Raw genomic sequence first — 19,176 nt, 5'->3', positions numbered from 1 at the left:
TCACTCCTTGGGTCGTGGGCCTCGGCCCGATCGGGTGCGTGCTCACAGCATGTCCTCGGCACGTCCCGACCGGATCCGTGGTGACCACGGAGTCGACCACGGAACCGACTCACGTAGAGCCGTGCGACAGAATGGGGTGGTGGTTGACGTCTCCCCTCGCGAAGCCGAGGTGCTCAGGCTGGTCGGAGACCATCTCAGCAACGCGGAAATCGCAGCGCGGCTCTTCATCTCGGTGCGTACCGTCGAGACACACGTCTCCTCGCTGCTGCGCAAGCTGGAGGTCCCGGATCGCCGGGCGCTCGCCCAGCGCGTGCGTGACGCGGCTGGCAGCGGCTCCGCGTCCCAGGCGTCGGTCCTGCCGGCTCCGCTGACCTCGTTCGTCGGCCGGGTGAGCGAGCGGACCGACCTGGCCGAGCTGATCCGGGCTCACCGTCAGGTGAGCGCGGTCGGCCCGGGGGGCGTGGGCAAGACCCGGCTCGCGCTCGCGGTGGCCGCGCAAGCCGCTGGTGACTTCCCGGACGGTGTGTGGTTCGTCGACCTGGTTCCGGTCGCCGACCCGGAGAGGATCGCAGCTGCGGTCGCCGTGTCGCTCGGCCTGGGCGAGCAGCCCGGTCGGGACATGACCGAGTCCGTTCTCGCCGCGTTGGCCGACCGTCACGCGTTGCTGGTTCTCGACAACTGCGAACACGTGCTGGACGGGGTGGCGGTCTTCCTCGAGCGGCTTCTGGCGGCGTGTCCCGCGGTGACGGTGATGGCGACCAGCCGGGCACGGCTGATGGTGCCGTTCGAGCGGGTGTATCCGGTGCCGCCGCTGTCGCTGGGTGTCGACGGCGAGTCGGACGCGGTCGCGTTGTTCATGCAGAGGGCGGCGGCGGTGGGCTGGCCGTTGGATCCTCCACTTCGCGACCAGGTCGCCTCGATATGCGCGCGGCTCGACGGGATGGCGTTGGCGATCGAGTTGGCTGCCGCACGGTATCCGATGCTGGGACTGGATGGCATCACCGCCGCTCTGTCCCATCCGCTCCGAATGCTCACCGGGGGTGCCCGCACCGATGACCGGCACCGGTCGGTTCGCGCGACGCTGGACTGGAGTCACGCCCTGCTGGAGCCTGCCGACCGGGCGCTGCTGCGCAGGGTGTCGGTCTTCGTGGCGCCGTTCACCGCTTCGGCAGCGGCGGAGGTAGCCGGGACGGAGGAGGGCATCGTCGCCGATGGGCTTGCCCGGCTCGCGGAACAGAGCCTGTTGGTGGTGAGGGGTTTCCCGGGTGGCACCGAGTACCGGGCGCTGGAACCCATCCGCCAGTACGGGACGGAGCGGCTCACCGAGGCCGGCGAGCTGGTGGAGTCCCGGCACCGGCACCTTCGCTGGTGTCTGGCCACCGCCGCTGACCTGGCCGTGGTGCGGGCGGATTGGCGTGCCCGGTTCGACGCGGTCGCGGACGAGCTTCGCGCCGCGCTGTCCTGGGCGACCGGCCGGCCGGAGCAGCGCTTGGACGCCCATCGCCTTGCCCGCCATCTGGCGGAGATGACCTTCATTCGTAACCTGATCGGCGAGTCTCAGCTGCGCTATGAGCAGGCGGCCGCGTTGGCCGTCGAGCCCGCCTCCGAGGCATCGATGCTCCGAGAGGCCGCTGCGGTGGCTGGGTGCCGCATGCGCGGTGATGACATGTACCGTCTTCAGCGGGCGGCCGCGCAGGCGGCCCGCCGAGCGGGCGACGCCGCAGGTGCCGCCGCCGACCTGGCGACCGCTGCCACCAACGCCTTCCGGTTCTGGAGCAAGTTCGAACTACTTCCGCCGCCGGAGGAGTCGATCGCGCTGATCTCCGAGGCGCGGGAGCTGGCCGGCGATGACCCGACTGCCCAGGCCGCGGTGGCTCTGGCCGAGGCCGGCGTGCTCAGCGACGCCTTCGGCGCCGCACAGGGCCCACCCGACAACGCGGTACCCGAGACGATCGCGCGCGCCGAGTGGGCGGTCCACCTCGCGCACCGTACCCGCGACCCGCTTGCCGAGTCCGCCGCGCTCGACGCGCTCACCGGTGCCCAGTGCTGGGCCGGCGAGACGTTCGCCAGCGCGGCGACGGCGCGGCGTCGGGTCACGCTGCTCTCGTCCCTACCGGCCGCTCCGGCCAACACCCATGAACTGCTCGACGCTCTCGGCAACGCCACCGAGGCGAGCCTCGGCGCGGGTGACCTGCCGGCCGCCCGCCGGTGGGGGCGGCAGATCGCCGACCATCCGCTGCTCGCGGAGGTTGGTCATCGTGCCACGAGTTGGTTGTTGGTGGCCGACGCGCTCGCGGGTGACACCGACGAGGTACTCGCCGGCAGTGTGCGGTTCCTCGACGCGTGGCAGCGGGCCGGCAGCCCGGCCAGGTCGGTCCTCGGTCCCGCAGCAGCGGGGGTCGCGATGATCCATGGTCTACGTGACGATCGGGAGGCCCAGAGCGTCTGGGCCGCGGTCCTGAATCAGCTCGGTAGCTCACACGAACAGATCCATGGGTACGGAGCGGTCTTCGACGCGATGGTCCTGCTGCACCGGGGGCAGGCGCCAGAGGCCCTGGAGCGGATGGCTCCCGAGCCGGGCGACGTGTGGAAGTCAGTCACCTGGGTCTGGCTGCACTGGTATGTCGCGCTGCGCGCCGAGGCCGCGATGCTCGCCGGGGGGCCGGGCGCTCGTGACCACCTGGCCGAGGCCAGGACCATCGTGGCCGGCAACGTCGTCGCCGAAGCCATCGTGCGACGAGCCGGTGCGCTGCTCGACGGCGATCAGCAGGTGTTGCTCGCTGCGGCGGACGCGTTCGACGCCGCGGGTTGCCGATACCAGTCCGCACGAACCCTGGTGCTCGCCGGTGGTGCCCATGCCGAGCGGGGCGCGGCCGCACTCGGCGACCTTGGACTCGCCCCGATGGTCTCCTGCCGACTCCAGAACACCGCGACCTGAGCGCGTGCCGGCGGGTGGGGCCTCAGCTGGTGCGACCCGGGGCGAGGATCGCACCCGTTGGCAGGCCGACGGCTAGCCCGCGTCGCGGGTGCGGGCCGCGATGCGGATGGTGGTGCCGGCGGGTCCGCTGACGACGAGAAGGTAGTCGGCCATCTGACCCACCACCCACAGCCCCATCCCGCCGGCGCCGGACAGGGGCGGTCGCTCGACGCGCGGAACGTACCGAGCGGCGTTGAAGCCCCGACCCTGGTCGGTCACTTCACAGGTGAGCCGGCCGTCCAGCAGCAGACGCATCGAACCGCTGCCGCCCCCATGCCGAATCACGTTGATCAACAATTCGTTGACCGCCGTCACCCAGTCCTCGATCTCGTCCTGGTCGAGGCCGCACCGACGACTGACTGCCTCGATCTCGATGCGGACCCGAGCGAGGTCGGTGAGGTCGAACGACGTCGAGAAGAGGGGCCTCCCGGCGGTCGGCGCATGCTGGTCGCGAGGCGGGATCGCCACTGCTTCCCCTCTCTGTGCGGACGTGAAGGCCGGTGACCGTGCCGGTGGCGGGTCAGAGTCTGCTCCCCGAGAAGGGTTCACCGCACGACGGAGGCATCAATGTGACATGGGAAGGTACCCCACGTCGCGCGCGACACCGCCATCCCGGTGCGGGCGCGGCGTCGGCGGGGTGTCTGCGTCTAGGCTGCCTGAGTGACCGGTGCCGAGATGATGACGAATGAGGAGCGGCTTCGTCGTATCGAGGCGATCACCGACGCGGCGTTGTCGGGGCTGGACATCGCCGAGTTGCTCGACGAGCTTCTCGAACGGGTCCGGGACCTGCTCACCGTCGATACCGCCACCATCCTGCTGCTGGAAGGCCACACCGGCGAGCTCGTCGCGACGGCGGCGAAGGGTTTGGAGGAGGAGGTGCGCCGGGGTTTCCGCGTCCGGGTCGGGCGCGGTTTCGCCGGCCGCGTGGCGGCGACACGTGCACCGGTCACGATCTACGACGTCACCCCCGACGACGTGGTCAATCCCATCCTGCTCGCCAAGGGTGTACGCGCCCTGCTGGGCGTGCCCATGCTCTCCAACGGAAACCTCGTCGGCGTGTTGCACGTCGGCTCGTTGACCCTGCGGCGGTTCGGCCCCGACGACGTACGGCTGTTGCAGCTCGTCGCCGACCGCGCCAGCTCCGCGGGTCAGGCCCGAGCACGGGTCCTCGACCGGCAGGCGGCGCTGGCCCTGCAACGGAGCCTCCTGCCCGCCCGGCTGCCCGACATCCCTGGTCTGGACCTGGCCGCCCGGTACGTACCCGGCCACGACCTGGGCATCGGCGGCGACTGGTACGACGTGTTCACACTGCCCTCGGGCTGGCTGGGCGCCGTCATCGGCGACGTCTCCGGCCACGGGTTGCCATCCGCCGTCGTCATGGGACGCATCCGCAGCGCGCTCCGCGCCTACGCACTCGACGCCGACGATCCCGCCGAGGCGCTGACCTCACTCGACCGCAAGATCCACCATTTCGAGGCCGGCACCCTGACCACCGCCGTCTACGCCCTCATCGCACCGGACCGCACGACGGTCCACCTCTCCTGCGCGGGGCATCTGCCCCCGCTGCTGGCTGCCCCCGACCAGCCCGCCCGAGCCGTCGACCTGACGGTGGACCGGCCACTCGGTGTGGGCCGCCCGGTGACCAATCGCCACACCACGGTTCTCGACCTGCCGCCCGGCGCGGTGCTCGTCTTCTACACCGACGGACTCATCGAACGCCGCAGCGAGCTGATCGACACCGGCATCGAACGCCTCGCCAGCGCCGTACGGCCCGAGCCGGCCGAGGCGTTGTGCGATCGCATCATGGCCTCCACCGCGGAGGAGCACCCCAACGACGACATCGCCGTGCTGGTCATCCGCCGCCGACCACCAACCGACGAAGCCCTTCCGGCAGGGTCGAGCCAGTGAGTGCGGGCAGCACGAACCTGGGTACGCCGAATCACCCCCGATGGGTCCGAGTCGTGCGGCGGCGCGGTAGCACCAAAGCCGCCCGGCCTCACTCTCGCTAGCCGGCGGTCGCCTCGCGCTGGATCTGCTCGAATTGAGCGGCCATCGCGGCGGCCAGGGCCTGCGCGGCGGACAGCGGACGAACCATGACCGTGAAGTCGTCGACCAGGCCGCTCTCATCCAGGTGCAGGAAGTCGCAACCCTCGATGTCGACGTCACCGATCCGCGCCTGGAAAACCAGCGCGTGATCGCGACCGTCCTCGCCGCTCAGCTCACGGATGTACCGGAAGTCCTCGAACACCCGCAGCACACCCCGCAGGATCGCCGTGGTGATCGCCTTGCCCGGGTAGGGCTTGAACGCCACCGGGCTGCGAAACACCACGTCGTCGGCCAGGGTCGCCTCAAGGGCGTCGAGGTCGCGTGCCTCAACCGCCGAGCGAAAGTCGATCATCGCCTAAGCCTACGGTCTTCCCCCCAGTCGGCCTGCTGTCCCGCGGGCGCGTATCACCGGCCGACCCGGGTGCCTGACAGTGGGCTGCAACCGCCGATCGGCAGAACCGCCCCGGCTGGGCTCGGGTACGCCGACCCGTAGGCGTGCCCGCACACAGGCATCCGTTCAGGGAGCCGGAGGAGGCCGTTTGCCGATGTTCGCCGCCTACCATCAGGCCGAATGGCACCCTGGGCACGTGGGCCCGGTGAACAGACTCTGATGCGTACCGCGTTGATCGTGGTAGCCGCGCTGGTGACGGCCGCGGTAGTGGACCTGATCTCTGGCATCGTGGTCCGCCACCTGGCGCGCGGCCGTCACCAGTGGCTGCTGGCGCCGCTGCGGAAAGCCTGCCGCCGCCCGGCGGCAGCCGTTCTGCTGACCGGGGCGCTGTACTACGCCCTGCCCTTGGGACCGGCCGATTGGCAGCGTCATCTGCGGCACGTCGTCCTGGTGGCCCTGGTCGTGTCCGGGGCATGGTTGGTGATCAAGGCACTGCACGTCGCGGAGGCGATAGCGTTCAGCCGACTACCGGCGGACGCCGTCACCAGCCGGCGGATCCGGCGGGCCCGCACCCAGATCCGCCCCGTGCGGCGGCTCACCGTCGCCGTGGTCACGATCGTCGCGATCGGCCTGATAATGATCACCTTCCGGCCGGTACGCCTTTTCGGCGTCTCGGTTCTGACGTCGGCAGGGGTGGTCGGCGCGTTGATCGGCTTGTCCGCCCGTACCGCGCTCGGCAACGCGTTCGCCGGTGTCCAGGTCGCCTTCGCCGACGGTCTGCACGTCGGCGACGTGCTGGTGGTCGACGGCGAATGGGGCCGAGTCGAGGAGGTGAAGCTGACCAATGTGGTGATCCGACTCTGGGACGAGCGGATGCTCATCCTGCCGACCACATACTTCACTGAGCGGCCGTTTCAGAACTGGACCCGCAACGAGTCCCGGGTCGTCGGCAAAGTCCAGATCCATGTCGACCACACCGCCGATCTGGACGACCTGCGTCGGGAGGCGCGCCGAATGGTCGAGTCCTCGCCGCTCTGGGATCGCGACCAGTGGGTGCTCCAGATGGTCGACTCCACGCCGCAGACGGTGGTCATCCAGGTGCAGGCATCGGCCGCCGACGGCGCCAGCGCCTGGGACCTGCGCTGTGACCTCCGCGAGGAGCTTGTCGCCTACCTGCGTGACCATCATCCGCAGTGGTTGCCCCGTGCCCGCGGCCAGTATCAGCCCTGACCGGGCGGGTCCGACGGACCGATTCCGTCGGTGAATCAAGGGAGGTCCCGCCCACCTACCTTCCGCGGTGGGGCTGCGCGTCTCTCTCGTCCCGCCAGCCACCGGGCTCAGGGTGGTAGCCGTAGGCTGCGGCCCGCACGGTCTCCTCGTTCTCCAACCCGGAGCCGATCGCGCCGCCGACGGTGGCCAGCGAGCTGGTGATCCAGGCAAGCGTCAGGTAGTCGGTAAGGCCAATCGGCCGCTGCAAGGTCTGCTCCAGCACGGATGTGTCGATCAGCAGTGCTCCGACGAGCGCGGTCCCGGTGAACAACACCAGGTAGGAGACCGTCGTGGCCAGGGCGAGGGTGAGGATCGTGCCCAGGTTGAACAGCCGGGCCAGTTCGGCCGGTGTCTCGTGGTCCGGCTTCTCCCACAGGTCGTGCGCGACGATCAGCCAGGCCACCAACGCGCTCAGCCCGAGCACCATGATCACAACGAGTCGGAGCCCTCCGAGGGCATCGCCGATCTGCCAGATGGTGTCCGTGGTGAGCGCGAACGCGGCCGTGCCGAACGCGCCGACCAGCAGCTTGGACAGGCCCAGAAGAGCGCGCCCCGGGCGGTTGGCTCGTACCATGCCGGCCAGTAGCCGCACCCGCCCGACCAGCCCCGAGGCGACATAGCCCAGTTCGCCGTCCGTCTCACCGATCACCCGGTCGATGGCGGAAACCCTGCCCGCGATGTCCGCAGGTGCCCGACCGGCCCGCGAGACCCGCTGGTCGGAGGCATCGGCGAGTAGTCGGCTCACCAGGTCCGGAACGGCCGCACGCGCTGCTCGCAGCTGATACGGGCCCAGCGCGGGCAAGGACACCATCGCGACTCGGCGCCGAGCGGAGGTCTGCGCGACCAGCGGCACCCGACCGGCGTGCAGCGGCAGGTCGGTCAGACAGATGGCGACGTCCCATCGGTCATCGGTGCGCCGCTGAGCAGCATCGTCGAGGAGGGCCTCGACGCCGCCGTCGCGGCGTGGCGCCACGTCGCCCCAGCCTTCCCGGACGGTCCACCGCACGTCCGCGTCCACCCGGTCGGCTAGTCGATCGGCCAACTCCGCAGTGAGTCGAGCGGCCACCCGGGCCGGGTGGTCCGGTGGGGTCGCCACGAGCCCGACGACGATCTCCGGACGGTGCTGTTCGCTGTGGGTCATCGATGCTCCTGGCCAGTTGCGTGACTCGCCGCCCTCCACCGTCACCAGCCGGCTCCAGCGTTCACATCCTCGCAGACCGTTTCGGCCCTCACGGCCGTTTGGGCACCTCGGACCCAGCTCACCGCAGTCGTACCAACTCCCTGCACAACCCTCATCGGATCGAATCCACATGATCCACAGACAGCCCTCCGGCGTTGACTCCGTGCCAGGAAAGCGCAACGCTGCGGAAGCGCTCCCATCGTCGAGCTTCTATCCGAAAGGAATGCTCGTGCGTCCCACCACCGCTCTCCTCCCGGTCGTGCTCGCCACGGCCCTCGGCGGTCTGGCCCTGCCGGAGCCCGCCCTGGCCGTAGCCGGTCCGGCGCTGTCCGTGGACACCACCGCCGCCCGGCACCAGATCAGCCCGTACATCTACGGCATGAACTTCGCCGATGATGCTCTGGCCCGCGACCTGCGCCTGCCGGTGCACCGCTACGGGGGCAACGCCACCACCCGTTACAACTTCCGTGCCGACACCACCAACCGCGCGTCGGACTGGTACTTCGAGAACATTCCCAACGACAACCCGAACCCGGACGATCTCCCGGAAGGCTCGGAGAGCGACCGGTTCGTGCAGGGAAACAAGGCCACCGGCGCGGCAACGGTCATGACGATGCCGATGCTCGGTTGGATCGCAAAGGACCGGTCGCGGGCGTGTGGCTTCAGCGTCGCCAAGTACGGCCCGCAGGAGTCCACCGACCAGTGGGCACCGGACTGCGGCAACGGCAAGAAGCCGGACGGGTCACTGGTCACCGGCAACGATCCGACGGACACCAGCATCGCGGTCGGCCCGGAGTACGCCACCGACTTCGTCAACCACCTGAAGGGGCGCTTCGGCGCCGCCGCCGACGGCGGAGTCCAGTTCTACAACCTGGACAACGAGCCGGACCTGTGGCATGCCACCCACCGCGACGTCCGCCCGACCGGGCTGGGCTACGACGAGCTACGCGACCGCACCTACGAGTACGCCGCCGCGATCAAGGCCGCCGACCCGGGCGCGAAGACACTCGGTCCCGTCGGCTGGGGCCTGAACTCGATCATCTTTTCGGGCCTCGACCAGGACACCTGCTCGCGTACCGGCTGCTGGTCGAACCCGCCGGACAAGGCCGCGCACGGCGGCCAGGACCTCGGCCCGTGGTACCTGGACCGGATGCGCGAGTACGAGCAGCAGCACGGCACCCGCATCCTCGACTACTTCGACGTCCACCTCTACCCGCAGCAGTCCGGTGTGCTCGGCGAGGCGGCCGGCGACGCCGACACCCAGGCGCTGCGGCTGCGCTCGACCCGCCAGCTCTGGGACCCGACCTACGTGGACGAGAGCTGGATCAACCAGCCGGTCCGCTACATCCCGCGCCTGCGCGAGCTGGTCGACCAGCACTACCCGGGCACGAAGATCGCGATGACCGAGTACAACTGGGGCGGCTTCGGGTCGCTCAACGGGGCGCTCGCCCAGGCGGACGTCCTCGGCATCTTCGGCCGTGAGGGGCTCGACCTGGCCGCCCTCTGGACCGCGCCGACGGCCGACCAGCCGGTGGCCAACGCCTTCCGCGTCTACCGCAACTACGACGGCAAGGGGGGCGCGTTCGGCGATACCTCCGTCCAGGCGACCAGCGCCGACCAGGGCAGGCTGGCCGTGTACGCCGCTGAGCGCAGCGCCGACAAGGCGCTCACAGTGGTCGTGGTCAACAAGACCGGCGACGACCTGACCAGCCCGGTCGCCCTCACCGGCACCTCCGCCAGCACGGCCCAGGTCTACCGTTACAGCGCTGCGGACCTCTCCGGGGTCGTCCGGGAGGCCGACCAGCCGGTGACCACGAGCGGCCTCACGACCACCTTCCCGGCCAACTCGATCACCCATCTGGTGCTGCCGCGCGACACCGCGCCCGGCGACACCCAGGCACCGACCGTCCCGGGCAAGCCGACCGCCGGCACGATCACCGGCGACAGCGTCGCGCTGGCCTGGACACCGTCCACCGACGACACCGCCGTCACCGGCTACGACGTGCACCGGGTCGACACCACCGGCACCGTGAAGGTGGGCACCGCCACCGGTACCACGTACACCGTGACCGGGTTGACGCCGGACACCCCGTACACCTTCGTGGTGACCGCCCGCGACGCGGCGGGCAACGTCTCGGCGGCCTCGCCCGGCCTGACCGTGCGGACCGTGCCCGCCGCCCCGGCCCTCGGCTGCACGGTCGGCTACACGGCGAACAGTTGGCCCGGCGGCTTCACCGCGACCGTGACGATCAAGAACACCGGCACCACCGCGATCGACGGCTGGAAGCTCGCCTTCGACTTCCCCACCACCGGCCAGAAGGTCGGCCAGGGCTGGTCGGCCACCTGGAGACAAAACGGAACGACGGTCACCGCCGACAGCATGAGTTGGAACGGCAGACTCGCCCCCGGCGCGTCCACCGGCATCGGCTTCAACGGCACGTGGAGCGGCACCAATCCGGCACCCGCCGCCTTCACCGTCAACGGCCGACGCTGCGGGTGACCTGACATCGGCGGAACAGGTCGACGGGGGCCGGGGAGCAGTGGTGGCCCGGCCCCCGTCGACCTCGGGGTCAGTCCTCCGGCGCGATCAACCGGTCGTCCGTGGCGTCGCGGACCGTGATCGCCTCCACCGGACACGAGTCGGCGGCGTCGAGGATGACCTCGGCCGGGGCGACGACGTCGGCCAGCGGCGCGGACACTCCGTCGGCCAGGCGGAAATGCTCGGGCGCGGTACCGGCGCAGATGCTCGTGCCGATGCAGCGGCCCGCGTCCACCCCGATCCGCCAGGCGGCACTCACCAGGCCACCGGCATGCCGAGCAGGCCCCGCACCAGCATGCCCCGCTTCCACCGCAGCTCGGCTTCCGGCACGGCGAGCCGCAATCCGGGTAGGCGGGTCACGATGGTGGCGACGGCGACCTGCAACTCCATGCGGGCCAGCTGCGCGCCGACGCAGTGGTGTACGCCGTGCCCGAAGCCCAGGTGCGGGTTCTGCTCGCGGTCGAAATCCAGCCGATCCGGGTCGGCGAAGACCGTGCCGTCCCGATTCGCCGACGACAGTGAGCCGAGAACCGGCTCACCGGCGCGGACCAGCACCCCGCCGACCTCGACGTCCTCCTTGGCGTACCGGGCGAAGGAGGAGCCGACACCGAGCGGAACGTACCGCAGCAGTTCCTCGACCGCGGCGGGCACCAGCGACGGGTCGGCCCGCAGCCGGGCGAGCTGGTCCGGGTTGTGCAGCAGGACGTAGACGAAGTTGGGGATCTGGGTGACGGTGGTCTCGTGGCCCGCCGCGAGCAGCCCCCCGGCCAGCTCCACCAGCTCGGTCTCGCTGAGCCGATCCTGATTCTCGTCGCGGGCCCGCACCAGTGCGCCGAGCAGGTCGTCGATCTCCGGCTCGCGGCGGCGCTCGGCGACCAGGCCGCCCATGTAGCTCCAGAGGTTGTTCAGGTACTCCTGGATCGTCTCCATGGGCAGGGAGGTGGTCGAGACGATCGCCTCGGACCAGATGTGGAAACGGTCGCGGTCGGCGTACGGGACCCCGAGCAGCTCGCAGATCACCTGGATCGGCAGCGGCGTGGCGACGTGCTCCACCAGGTCGGCCGGAGGACCGAGCCGGACCATGTCGTCGACCAGCGCGTCGGCGATCTCCTGGGTTCGGGGGCGCAGTGCCTCCACCCGACGTGCCGTGAACGCCTTCGCCACCAGCCGACGCAGCCGGGTGTGATCGGGCGGGTCCATGGTCAGCATGCCGCTGGCCTGCTGGCGTGCGGTGAGCCTGGGCTCGTCGCGCTGGACGGCCGGGGCGCGGCCGAACCGCACGTCGCCGAGGACGGTACGGACGTCCTCGTAGCGGGTGGCGAGCCACGCCTCCTCGCCGTAGGGGAGCTTCACCCGGGTCATCGGCTCGTGCTCGCGCAGTTCGCCGTAGGTCGGATCGACGACGAGGCGGTCGGGCACACTGAACGGGTACGGCCGCGCGGGCGGAACGGCTCGGCTCTCGGTGGTCTGCGCGATCTCCGTCATCCGGATTCCCTTCGTCGAGACGGCGTGATCCTCAGGCCGGCAGCACGGTCGTGGCGGCGCCGGATTGTCAGCGTCCGAGCGCTCGCGGACAGCACGCATTGACGCTCAGTGATGCGTCGACATCGGATCGTAGCGAGAGATGTCGATGATCGCCATGGAGGTCGGTCGTCGCCGCCGCCGAGCATCGCCACAGACCTGCGCTCCAGCCACCATGCGATCGTCGCCCGTCGATTCCGCATCCGCTTCGTCCGCCGGACCTGACCGATCAGGCATGGCCGGACGGGGCCTGCCCCTCGGCCGCCGACGGCCCTATCGTCGGTCCATGGCCGAGGGCACGCGGGTTCTGGAGGGCAAGGCAGCCGTGGTCACCGGCGGCTCGCGGGGCATCGGCCGGGCGGTGGTGCAGCGGCTGGCCCGCGACGGCGCGACCGTCGTCTTCGGCTGGCGCAGCAACGCCGAGGCCGCCGCCGAGGTGGAGACATCGGTCGCGGCCGCCGGTGGCGTCGCCCACGGGGTACGCGCCGACCTCGCCGAGCCGGGCGGGGTGACCGCTTTCCTCGCGCAGGCCGAGACCCACCTGGCCGGCCTGGACCTGCTGGTCAACAACGCCGCGGCCCAGCACACGCCGGCACTCCTGGTCGACCTGCCCGAGGAGGAGTACGACAGGTTGATGGCGGTCAACGCCCGCGCGGTGTTCCTGGCGCTGCGGCACGCCGCCCGGCACATGCGCGACGGCGGTCGCGTCGTCAACCTGTCCACGATCAACACGGTCATGCCGGGTCCGGGCATCGCCGCCTACGCGGCCAGCAAGGGCGCGGTGGAGCAACTGTCCGCCGTGGCCTCCCGGGAGCTGGCGGCGCGGGGCATCACCGTCAACACCGTGTCGCCGGGTGCCACCGACACCGACCTGCTACACGCGACGAACAGCGCGCAGAGCGTGGAGATCGCCGCGCGGGTCACCCCGCTGGGTCGGCTCGGTCAGCCGGCCGACGTGGCCGACGTGGTCGCGTTCCTCTGCGGCCCGGACGCCCGCTGGGTCACCGGGCAGAACATCCACGCCGCCGGTGGGTTGGGCTGAACGGCCCTCAGGGTGCCTGCAGGAACGGCAGCACCAACCCCAGCAGCAGGTCGGGCCGCGCCAGCAGCCCGGCGTGCGAGGTGCCGGGCAGCACCGCGAGCTGCGACGGCGGCAGGCCGACCAGATCACCGGGTACGCCGCCGCCGCGCAGCCGGAACATCCGTACCGCGTGTTCGGGTGTCACCAGGTCGGCGTCGCCGACCACCACGAGCGTGGGCGCGGCCAGGGCGCGGACCTCGTCGGAGGTCAGGTCGGTCATGCCGGTCTCCAGTGCGGTGGTCCGCTCGACCAGCGCCGCGAACCCCGACGGGTCGGGGGCGACGGCGGCGTACGCCCGCTCGAACGGTGACCCCGCCAGCATGGCCGGCGTGAGCCGGGCGACGCCGTCGAGCACGCCCGGGTGGAAGCCGTCGCGGTCGAAGGCATGACCCACGAAGACCAGCCTGCGGACCAGGTCGGGTCGGCGCGCCGCGAGGTGCAGCGCGACGCCGGCGCCGAGGTCGTAGCCGAGCACGTCGAGCGGCCCCGTCCCCAGGTGGTCGAGGACGGCAGCGGTGTCGTCGGCCATCGACTCCAGCGTCAGCGGGCGGTCCGCGGCGCGGGTGCGGCCGTGCCCCTGCTGTTCCACGGCGAGCACCCGGCGGCTCTTCGCCAGCTCGGGCAGCACGGTGGCGAAGGACGTCTCGATGGTGGCCAGCGCGCCGTGCAGCAGCAGGAGCGGGTCACCCTCGCCGTGCTCCTCGTAGTAGACGTCGAGGCCCCCGGCCGGCGCATAACCCATGCCTCCATGGTGCACACAGCCGATCACGGGCGGTAGCTGCCCAACTGGCTACACCGAACGCAGTCGCCGAAGGATCCCATGGACCACGGCAAATGTCCGTGTCGATACTTCTGGGCATGACCGACAGCATCCCGACCACCGCGGCCCCGCCGGCCGACGTGGCCGCCACGATACGGGCGTTCCTGGCCGAGGTGGTCGGCGATGCCCCGGAGCCGGACGAGGACATCTTCGCCCGCGGCACCGTCACGTCCCTGTTCGCGCTCCAGCTCATCGCCTTCGTGGAGAACACCTTCGGCATCGAGGTCGAGCCTGAGGACCTGGACTTCGCGAACTTCCGGACCGTCGACGCGGTCACCGCCTTCGTCGACGGCAAGCGTGCCGCCACGAGTCGCGGCTGAGCGGGGACGCCATGGACACCGACGCCGCCGTCGTGGCCGAGGCCACCGACTTCGCCGACACGGTACGGTCCGATGCCGCCCGCTGGGACCGGGAGGGCGCGCTGCCCGCCTCCGTGGTGGCGGCGGCGGGCACGGCCGGACTGCTCGCCCGGGACCTGCCCCACCGTTACGGCGGCGCGGGCGCGTCGCCGGCCGCGCTGGGCGAGGCTACCGCCCGGATCGGTGCGGTGTGCTCCTCGCTGCGGGCGCTGCTCACCGTGCAGGGCATGGTCTCCGCCGCACTCGCCCGCTGGGGCTCGGCCGACCAGCGGGAGCGGTGGTTGCCGGCATTGGCCGCCGGTGCGCGGGTAGCCGGCTTCGCCGCCACCGAGGAGGGCGCCGGCACCGAACTGTCCGCCCTGGCCACCAGCATCGAGCCGGTCGGCGACGCGGTGCGGGTCACCGGGCACAAACGGTGGGTGACGTTCGGTGCCACCGCCGACCTGCTGCTCGTGATCGGACGCCTCGGTGGGGCACCGGCCGCGGTGCTGGTCGAGGGCGACCGGCCGGGCCTGCGCCGGGACCCCGTGCACGGCCAGCTCGGCCTCCGGGCGGCCCAGGTGGCCCACCTCGACCTGGACGGTGTCCGGGTCCCCCGCTCGCACCTCGTCGCACCCGCCGGGTTCGGGTTGTCCCACGTCGCCGGCACCGCGCTCGACCACGGCCGCTACACCGTGGCGTGGGGCTGCGTCGGGATGGCGCGGGCCTGCCAACGGGCCGCCACCGGGCACGCCGTGGACCGCACCCAGGGAGAGGTGCGCCTCGCCGACCATCAACTGGTCCGCGCCGTACTCGGCCGGGGACACGTCGCGGTCACCGCCGCCGAACAGCTCTGCAAGCACGCGGCGCAGCTGCGCGCCGCCCGCGACCCGGACGCCGTGGCCGCCACCGTCCTGGCGAAGTACGCCGCCTCCCGCGCCGCCGCACAGGTCAGCCGGGACGCCGTACAGGTGCACGGCGCGGCCGGTTGCGACCCGGACAGCCTGGTGGGCCGGTTCCTCCGCGACGCCACCGTCATGCGGATCATCGAGGGCTCCGACGAGGTCAGCGAGCTGCACCTCGCCGACCACGCCATCCGCGCCCACCGGCGCCGCAGCACCGCGGCGCCGACCCCACCGGCACCCGTGGCGGTGCTGTCGTGACGGCCCCGGTCTGGCTCGGCCCGGTCAGCGTCCACCACCCGCCGGAGGCGGTGGCGGTGGCGGAGCTGCCCGAGGTGGCGGCGCTGCCGCCCGCGCGCCGGGACCACGTACTGTCCCTCGGCATCGACGAGGTCCGCTGCCTGCGCGACCACCGCGGCCGGGCGGGACCGGGGGCCGAGGTGGACCTGGCCGCCGCCGCGGCACACCAGGCGCTGGTCCGCGCCGACCTGGCGGCCGACGACCTGGACGCGCTGATCCTCGTACAGGGCCGCGCGCCGCAGTACCTGCTGGCGTCCGAGGCGACCCGGTTGCAGGCCCGCATCGGGGCGACCCGGGCGGCCACGCTCAGCGTCGGCGACCTGGGCTGCGTGTCGGTGTCCGCCGCGATCGACGTGGGCGCGGCGCTGCTGCGGGGGCGGCCGGCCTGGCGGCATGTGCTGGTGGCCATGGGCGCCGTCGCCGCCACCGCGGAGCGCTACCGGCCGCCGATGACCGTCCTCGGTGACGCCGGCGCGGCCGTGCTGCTCGGCCGGGAGACGGGTCGGTGGGGCTGGATCGACCACCGGCTGCGCAGCGACGGCACCTACGCCGACCTGTTCCACATCGACTACCGGGACGTCCCGTCCAGCCGGTGGCGGGAGACCTGCTCCGACGAGCTGACCTACTCGTTCCGGCTGGCGATGGAGAGCCGCAACCGGCTGCGCGACCTCAACCGGGAGGTCCTCGCGACCCGGGACCTCACCCCGGACCGCCTGGACGCGGTGCTCATGCAGAACCTCTCCCGCGGGGCGTTCGCGTTCTGGCAGGGGGCCCTGGACGTCAAGATCGGCGACGCCTGCCCGGCCAACCTGGCCCGCTACGGCCACCTCGGCCCGATCGACGTGCTCGCCAACCTGGACGACACCGCCGCCGACGTACCACCGGGAGGCCATGTCCTGGTGATGAACAGCAGCCCGGTCGCGGCCTGGAGCAGCGCCCTGCTGGTGCGCGGGACGGGCCAGCGATGAACCAGACGGTGAAGTGCCTGGTGTGGGACCTCGACGACACGCTGTGGGGCGGCGTCGTCCTGGAGGGCGACGCACCGGCGCCGTTCCCGGCGGCGGTACGCACCCTGCACACCCTCGACGAGCGGGGCATCCTGCACGCCGTCGCCAGCCGGGGCCACCACGACACCGCCGCCGCCCACCTCGACGCGGTGGGACTGGCCGACATGTTCTGCGCCGTCGAGGTCGGCTGGGGCGACAAGTCGGCGGCGGTACGGCGGATCGCCGGAACCCTCGGCATCGGCCCGGACACCCTCGCGTTCGTCGACAACGACCCGGTGGAGCGGGCCGAGGTGGCCCACGCCCTGCCGCAGGTGCGCTGCTACGACGCGGTGCAGGTCGGCGAGTTGCCCACCCGCGCCGAGTTCCAGCCGCCGTTCGTCACCGACGAGTCGCGGCGGCGCCGGGGGATGTACCAGGCCGAGCACCGTCGCGCCGCCGCCGAGAAGGACTGGGACCAGCCGGACACCGACTTCCTGGCGAGCCTCGACCTGGTGCTGACCCTCCGCAGCGCCGGCGAGGACGACCTGGCCCGCGCCCACGAGCTGACCGTCCGCACCCACCAGCTCAACAGCACCGGCATCACGTACGGGATGGCCGAGCTGCGGGCGCTGTGCCACGACGACGGATACCAGGTGACCGTCGCCGAACTCTCCGACCGCTTCGGCTCCTACGGCACGATCGGGTTGGCGGTCACCCGGCTCACCGACACCGAGTCGGTGCTGGAGCTGCTGCTGATGTCCTGTCGGGTGGTCTCCCGTGGCATCGGGGCGGTGCTGCTCGACCACCTGGTGCGTACCGCGCTCGCCGCCGGCCGCCGCCCGGTCGCCGAGCTGGTGCCCACGCCGGTCAACCGGATCATGCTGGTGACGCTGCGCTTCGGCGGCTTCGAGATCGTCCGGCGGGACGCGGACCGGATGCTGCTCGCCGCCGACCCGGCCCGGCTGCCCCCGGCCCGACCCGGTCACGTGCACGTCGACGACCGGACGGGCGTGCCCCGATGACGCCGCTGGTGGTGGAGATCCTCGCCCACGCGAGCGAGACCCCGGAGACGCCGGCGGTGGTCGTGGGGAACGAGGTGCTGAGCTACGGCGCGCTCGCGGACGCCGTCGATCACCTGTCGATGCGCCTGGTCGCCGCGGGGGTGCTGCCCGGCACCGTGGCGGCCGTCCACCTCGAACAGTCGACCGCCACCGTGGTCGCCATGCTGGCCGCCGCACGGGTGGGCGCCGCGTGGTCGGTGGTGGAACCGGGGCAGCCGGCGGGGCGGTTGGCGGCGGTGGTGCGCGACACCGACTGCCGGGTGCTGGTGCACGCCGGCAGCCGCCCCGCCTGCGCGGACACCCTGGCCCACCTCGACGTCCGTGACCTGGTGGCCGCGCCGGCGGTGCCGCTGCCGCCGACGTTGCCGCTGGACCTGCCGGCGTACGTCATCCACACCTCCGGCTCGACCGGCCGGCCGAAGGGTGTGGTCGTCGGGCACGCCCACCTGGACGCGGCGATCCGCTGCCGCGGTGTGCTCTACGGCGCGGACCCGCCGACGTTCCTGTCCGCCCTGCGCCTGTCCTTCGACGGAAGCCTGGGCGCCACTCTGTGGACGCTGCGCCGGGGCGGCACGGTGGTGCTGCCCGACGAGGAGCGCATGGCCGACCCCGGTGCCGTCGCCGCGCTCGCCGCCACCCACGCCACGACCCACCTCATCTGTGTGCCGTCCTACTACCGGCTGCTCCTCGACCACGCCGCGCTGCTGCCGCCCACACTGCGGCACGTGAGCGTCGGCGGGGAACGGTGCGACGCCGCCCTCGTGCGTCGGCACCGCCGGCTGCTGCCGGAGACCGAACTGGTCAACGAGTACGGGCCGACCGAGGCGATCATCTCGTGCACCTTCCAACGGGTGGCACCGACGCACCGCCACGGCGAGGTGCCGATCGGCGGCCCGCTGCCCGGGGCGACGGTGCACGTCCTCGACGCCGCGCTGCGCGAGCAGCCGCCCGGCCGGGTCGGCGAGCTGTACGTCGGCGGCCCGTTCCTGGCGCAGGGCTACGCCGGGCAGCCGTCGCGCACCGCCGAGCGGTTCGTCGCCGACCCGTTCGCCGCCGCGCCGGGCGCCCGGCTTTACCGCACCGGGGACCTGGCCGCGTGCCGCGCCGACGGCGCCCTGGAGTTCCGGGGACGAGCCGACGAGCAGGTCAAGGTACGCGGGCACCGGGTCGAGCCGGCCGAGGTGGCCGAGGTGGTGAGTGCCCACCCCGCGGTACGCCGGGCCGCCGTGCTGCTCGACCCGCTGGTGTCGGAGCCGGTGCTCGTCGCGTACCTGGTCTGCGACGGCCCGCCCCCGTCGCCGGTGGTGCTGCGGGCGCTGTGCCGTGAGTCGCTGCCGTCCGCCGCCGTGCCGGCGCGGTTCGTGGTGGTGCCCGCGATGCCGCTGACCGTCAACGGCAAGCTCGACCGGGACGCCCTGGCGCGGCTCGGCGCCGCACGCGAGGAGGACCGGGTGGACGCGCCGACCGACCACGACTGGACCGGGCTGCAACGCGCGGTGGCCGACATCTGGGCCGAGGTGCTGGGGCACCGGGGCTGTGGCCTGGACGACAACTTCTTCGACGCCGGCGGCACCTCACTGAAGGTGGTCGACCTGCACAAGCGCCTGGACCGCCGGTGGTCCCGGGCGATCCGGGTGGGTGAGCTGTTCGACGTCAAGACGATCGCGGCGCAGGCCGCGGTGATCGCCGAACGGGCGGACCCGTCTACCGCCGACCGCAGCGGACCGGCACCCGCCACCGCGCTCAGCTTCGAAGTGTGACCCGG

Annotated in this window: 16 protein-coding genes; 10 read left to right on the top strand and 6 right to left on the bottom strand. The window is 72.1% G+C overall.

Annotated elements, in window-relative coordinates; genetic code table 11:
• Nucleotides 1–139 precede the first annotated feature (139 nt).
• A complete protein-coding gene (locus tag O7616_RS17520) occupies nucleotides 140–2,938 on the top strand; it encodes a LuxR C-terminal-related transcriptional regulator (protein WP_282302978.1) in 2,799 nt (932 codons plus the stop codon).
• Between the two features lie 72 nt (nucleotides 2,939–3,010).
• Here the strand turns inward: O7616_RS17520 and O7616_RS17515 are convergent, their stop codons facing one another.
• A complete protein-coding gene (locus O7616_RS17515; RefSeq protein ID WP_282302977.1) occupies nucleotides 3,011–3,445 on the bottom strand; it encodes an ATP-binding protein in 435 nt (144 codons plus the stop codon).
• A gap of 192 nt (nucleotides 3,446–3,637) precedes the next feature.
• Here O7616_RS17515 and O7616_RS17510 point away from each other — a divergent pair, with 192 nt between their 5' ends.
• Nucleotides 3,638–4,885 (top strand): GAF domain-containing SpoIIE family protein phosphatase, encoded by a 1,248-nt coding sequence (locus O7616_RS17510; RefSeq protein ID WP_282302976.1) that lies wholly within the window; start codon nucleotides 3,638–3,640, stop codon nucleotides 4,883–4,885.
• A 97-nt stretch (nucleotides 4,886–4,982) separates the two neighbouring features.
• Here O7616_RS17510 and O7616_RS17505 read toward each other — a convergent pair whose 3' ends face one another.
• A complete protein-coding gene (locus tag O7616_RS17505; RefSeq protein ID WP_282302975.1) occupies nucleotides 4,983–5,375 on the bottom strand; it encodes a nuclear transport factor 2 family protein in 393 nt (130 codons plus the stop codon).
• A gap of 219 nt (nucleotides 5,376–5,594) precedes the next feature.
• On the opposite strand from O7616_RS17505, the gene O7616_RS17500 reads away from it, so the two are divergent.
• Nucleotides 5,595–6,644 carry a mechanosensitive ion channel domain-containing protein gene (locus tag O7616_RS17500; RefSeq protein ID WP_282302974.1) on the top strand — a complete coding sequence of 350 codons (1,050 nt, stop codon included), beginning with the start codon at nucleotides 5,595–5,597 and terminating at the stop codon, nucleotides 6,642–6,644.
• A 55-nt stretch (nucleotides 6,645–6,699) separates the two neighbouring features.
• On the opposite strand, the gene O7616_RS17495 is transcribed toward O7616_RS17500, so the two are convergent.
• Nucleotides 6,700–7,824, bottom strand: coding sequence for a hypothetical protein (locus O7616_RS17495; protein ID WP_282302973.1), 1,125 nt, complete (start codon nucleotides 7,822–7,824; stop codon nucleotides 6,700–6,702).
• A gap of 268 nt (nucleotides 7,825–8,092) precedes the next feature.
• Between O7616_RS17495 and O7616_RS17490 the strand changes: the two genes are divergently transcribed.
• Entirely contained in the window at nucleotides 8,093–10,363 is a 2,271-nt protein-coding gene (locus O7616_RS17490; protein ID WP_282302972.1) for a glycoside hydrolase family 44 protein, read from the top strand.
• 70 nt (nucleotides 10,364–10,433) lie between these two features.
• Here O7616_RS17490 and O7616_RS17485 read toward each other — a convergent pair whose 3' ends face one another.
• Both O7616_RS17485 and O7616_RS17480 read right to left on the bottom strand, forming a co-directional pair.
• Nucleotides 10,434–10,661: a ferredoxin gene (locus O7616_RS17485; RefSeq protein WP_282302971.1), complete on the bottom strand. Its 228-nt coding sequence runs from the start codon at nucleotides 10,659–10,661 to the stop codon at nucleotides 10,434–10,436.
• Nucleotides 10,658–11,887 (bottom strand): cytochrome P450, encoded by a 1,230-nt coding sequence (locus tag O7616_RS17480; RefSeq protein ID WP_282302970.1) that lies wholly within the window; start codon nucleotides 11,885–11,887, stop codon nucleotides 10,658–10,660. The genes O7616_RS17485 and O7616_RS17480 overlap by 4 nt, the downstream gene beginning before the upstream one ends.
• Nucleotides 11,888–12,209: 322 nt before the next feature.
• Here O7616_RS17480 and O7616_RS17475 point away from each other — a divergent pair, with 322 nt between their 5' ends.
• Nucleotides 12,210–12,965, top strand: a complete 756-nt coding sequence (locus tag O7616_RS17475) for an SDR family oxidoreductase (protein ID WP_282302969.1) — start codon at nucleotides 12,210–12,212, stop codon at nucleotides 12,963–12,965.
• A gap of 7 nt (nucleotides 12,966–12,972) precedes the next feature.
• Here the strand turns inward: O7616_RS17475 and O7616_RS17470 are convergent, their stop codons facing one another.
• A complete protein-coding gene (locus O7616_RS17470) occupies nucleotides 12,973–13,746 on the bottom strand; it encodes an alpha/beta fold hydrolase (protein ID WP_282260416.1) in 774 nt (257 codons plus the stop codon).
• Between the two features lie 116 nt (nucleotides 13,747–13,862).
• Here O7616_RS17470 and O7616_RS17465 point away from each other — a divergent pair, with 116 nt between their 5' ends.
• From O7616_RS17465 to O7616_RS17445, 5 genes are read left to right on the top strand one after another with little or no spacing between them, the layout of a single operon-like run.
• Nucleotides 13,863–14,144, top strand: a complete 282-nt coding sequence (locus tag O7616_RS17465; RefSeq protein WP_282302968.1) for an acyl carrier protein — start codon at nucleotides 13,863–13,865, stop codon at nucleotides 14,142–14,144.
• Nucleotides 14,145–14,155: 11 nt separating this feature from the next.
• Nucleotides 14,156–15,325, top strand: coding sequence for an acyl-CoA dehydrogenase family protein (locus tag O7616_RS17460; protein ID WP_282302967.1), 1,170 nt, complete (start codon nucleotides 14,156–14,158; stop codon nucleotides 15,323–15,325).
• Nucleotides 15,322–16,332 carry a hypothetical protein gene (locus O7616_RS17455; RefSeq protein WP_282302966.1) on the top strand — a complete coding sequence of 337 codons (1,011 nt, stop codon included), beginning with the start codon at nucleotides 15,322–15,324 and terminating at the stop codon, nucleotides 16,330–16,332. Before O7616_RS17460 ends, O7616_RS17455 begins: the two co-directional genes overlap by 4 nt.
• On the top strand, nucleotides 16,329–17,372 hold the full coding sequence (locus O7616_RS17450; RefSeq protein WP_282302965.1) for an HAD-IIIC family phosphatase: 1,044 nt from the start codon (nucleotides 16,329–16,331) through the stop codon (nucleotides 17,370–17,372). Before O7616_RS17455 ends, O7616_RS17450 begins: the two co-directional genes overlap by 4 nt.
• Nucleotides 17,369–19,171 (top strand): non-ribosomal peptide synthetase, encoded by a 1,803-nt coding sequence (locus O7616_RS17445; protein ID WP_282302964.1) that lies wholly within the window; start codon nucleotides 17,369–17,371, stop codon nucleotides 19,169–19,171. Before O7616_RS17450 ends, O7616_RS17445 begins: the two co-directional genes overlap by 4 nt.
• Nucleotides 19,172–19,176 lie beyond the last annotated feature (5 nt).

Source organism: Micromonospora sp. WMMD964 (assembly GCF_029581455.1).
Lineage (GTDB): Bacteria > Actinomycetota > Actinomycetes > Mycobacteriales > Micromonosporaceae > Micromonospora.
Note: the sequence above shows the minus strand (reverse complement) of the source record. Positions and strands in the feature narration are given on the sequence as shown.

Excerpts from the sequence above, each read along its gene's own strand:
- O7616_RS17465 (WP_282302968.1), top strand. The coding sequence starts at position 13,863 with ATGACCGACAGCATCCCGACCACCGCGGCCCCGCCGGCCGACGTGGCC.
- O7616_RS17470 (WP_282260416.1), bottom strand. The coding sequence starts at position 13,746 with ATGGGTTATGCGCCGGCCGGGGGCCTCGACGTCTACTACGAGGAGCAC.
- O7616_RS17450 (WP_282302965.1), top strand. The coding sequence starts at position 16,329 with ATGAACCAGACGGTGAAGTGCCTGGTGTGGGACCTCGACGACACGCTG.
- O7616_RS17500 (WP_282302974.1), top strand. The coding sequence starts at position 5,595 with ATGGCACCCTGGGCACGTGGGCCCGGTGAACAGACTCTGATGCGTACC.
- O7616_RS17495 (WP_282302973.1), bottom strand. The coding sequence starts at position 7,824 with ATGACCCACAGCGAACAGCACCGTCCGGAGATCGTCGTCGGGCTCGTG.
- O7616_RS17475 (WP_282302969.1), top strand. The coding sequence starts at position 12,210 with ATGGCCGAGGGCACGCGGGTTCTGGAGGGCAAGGCAGCCGTGGTCACC.
- O7616_RS17480 (WP_282302970.1), bottom strand. The coding sequence starts at position 11,887 with ATGACGGAGATCGCGCAGACCACCGAGAGCCGAGCCGTTCCGCCCGCG.
- O7616_RS17505 (WP_282302975.1), bottom strand. The coding sequence starts at position 5,375 with ATGATCGACTTTCGCTCGGCGGTTGAGGCACGCGACCTCGACGCCCTT.
- O7616_RS17460 (WP_282302967.1), top strand. The coding sequence starts at position 14,156 with ATGGACACCGACGCCGCCGTCGTGGCCGAGGCCACCGACTTCGCCGAC.
- O7616_RS17445 (WP_282302964.1), top strand. The coding sequence starts at position 17,369 with ATGACGCCGCTGGTGGTGGAGATCCTCGCCCACGCGAGCGAGACCCCG.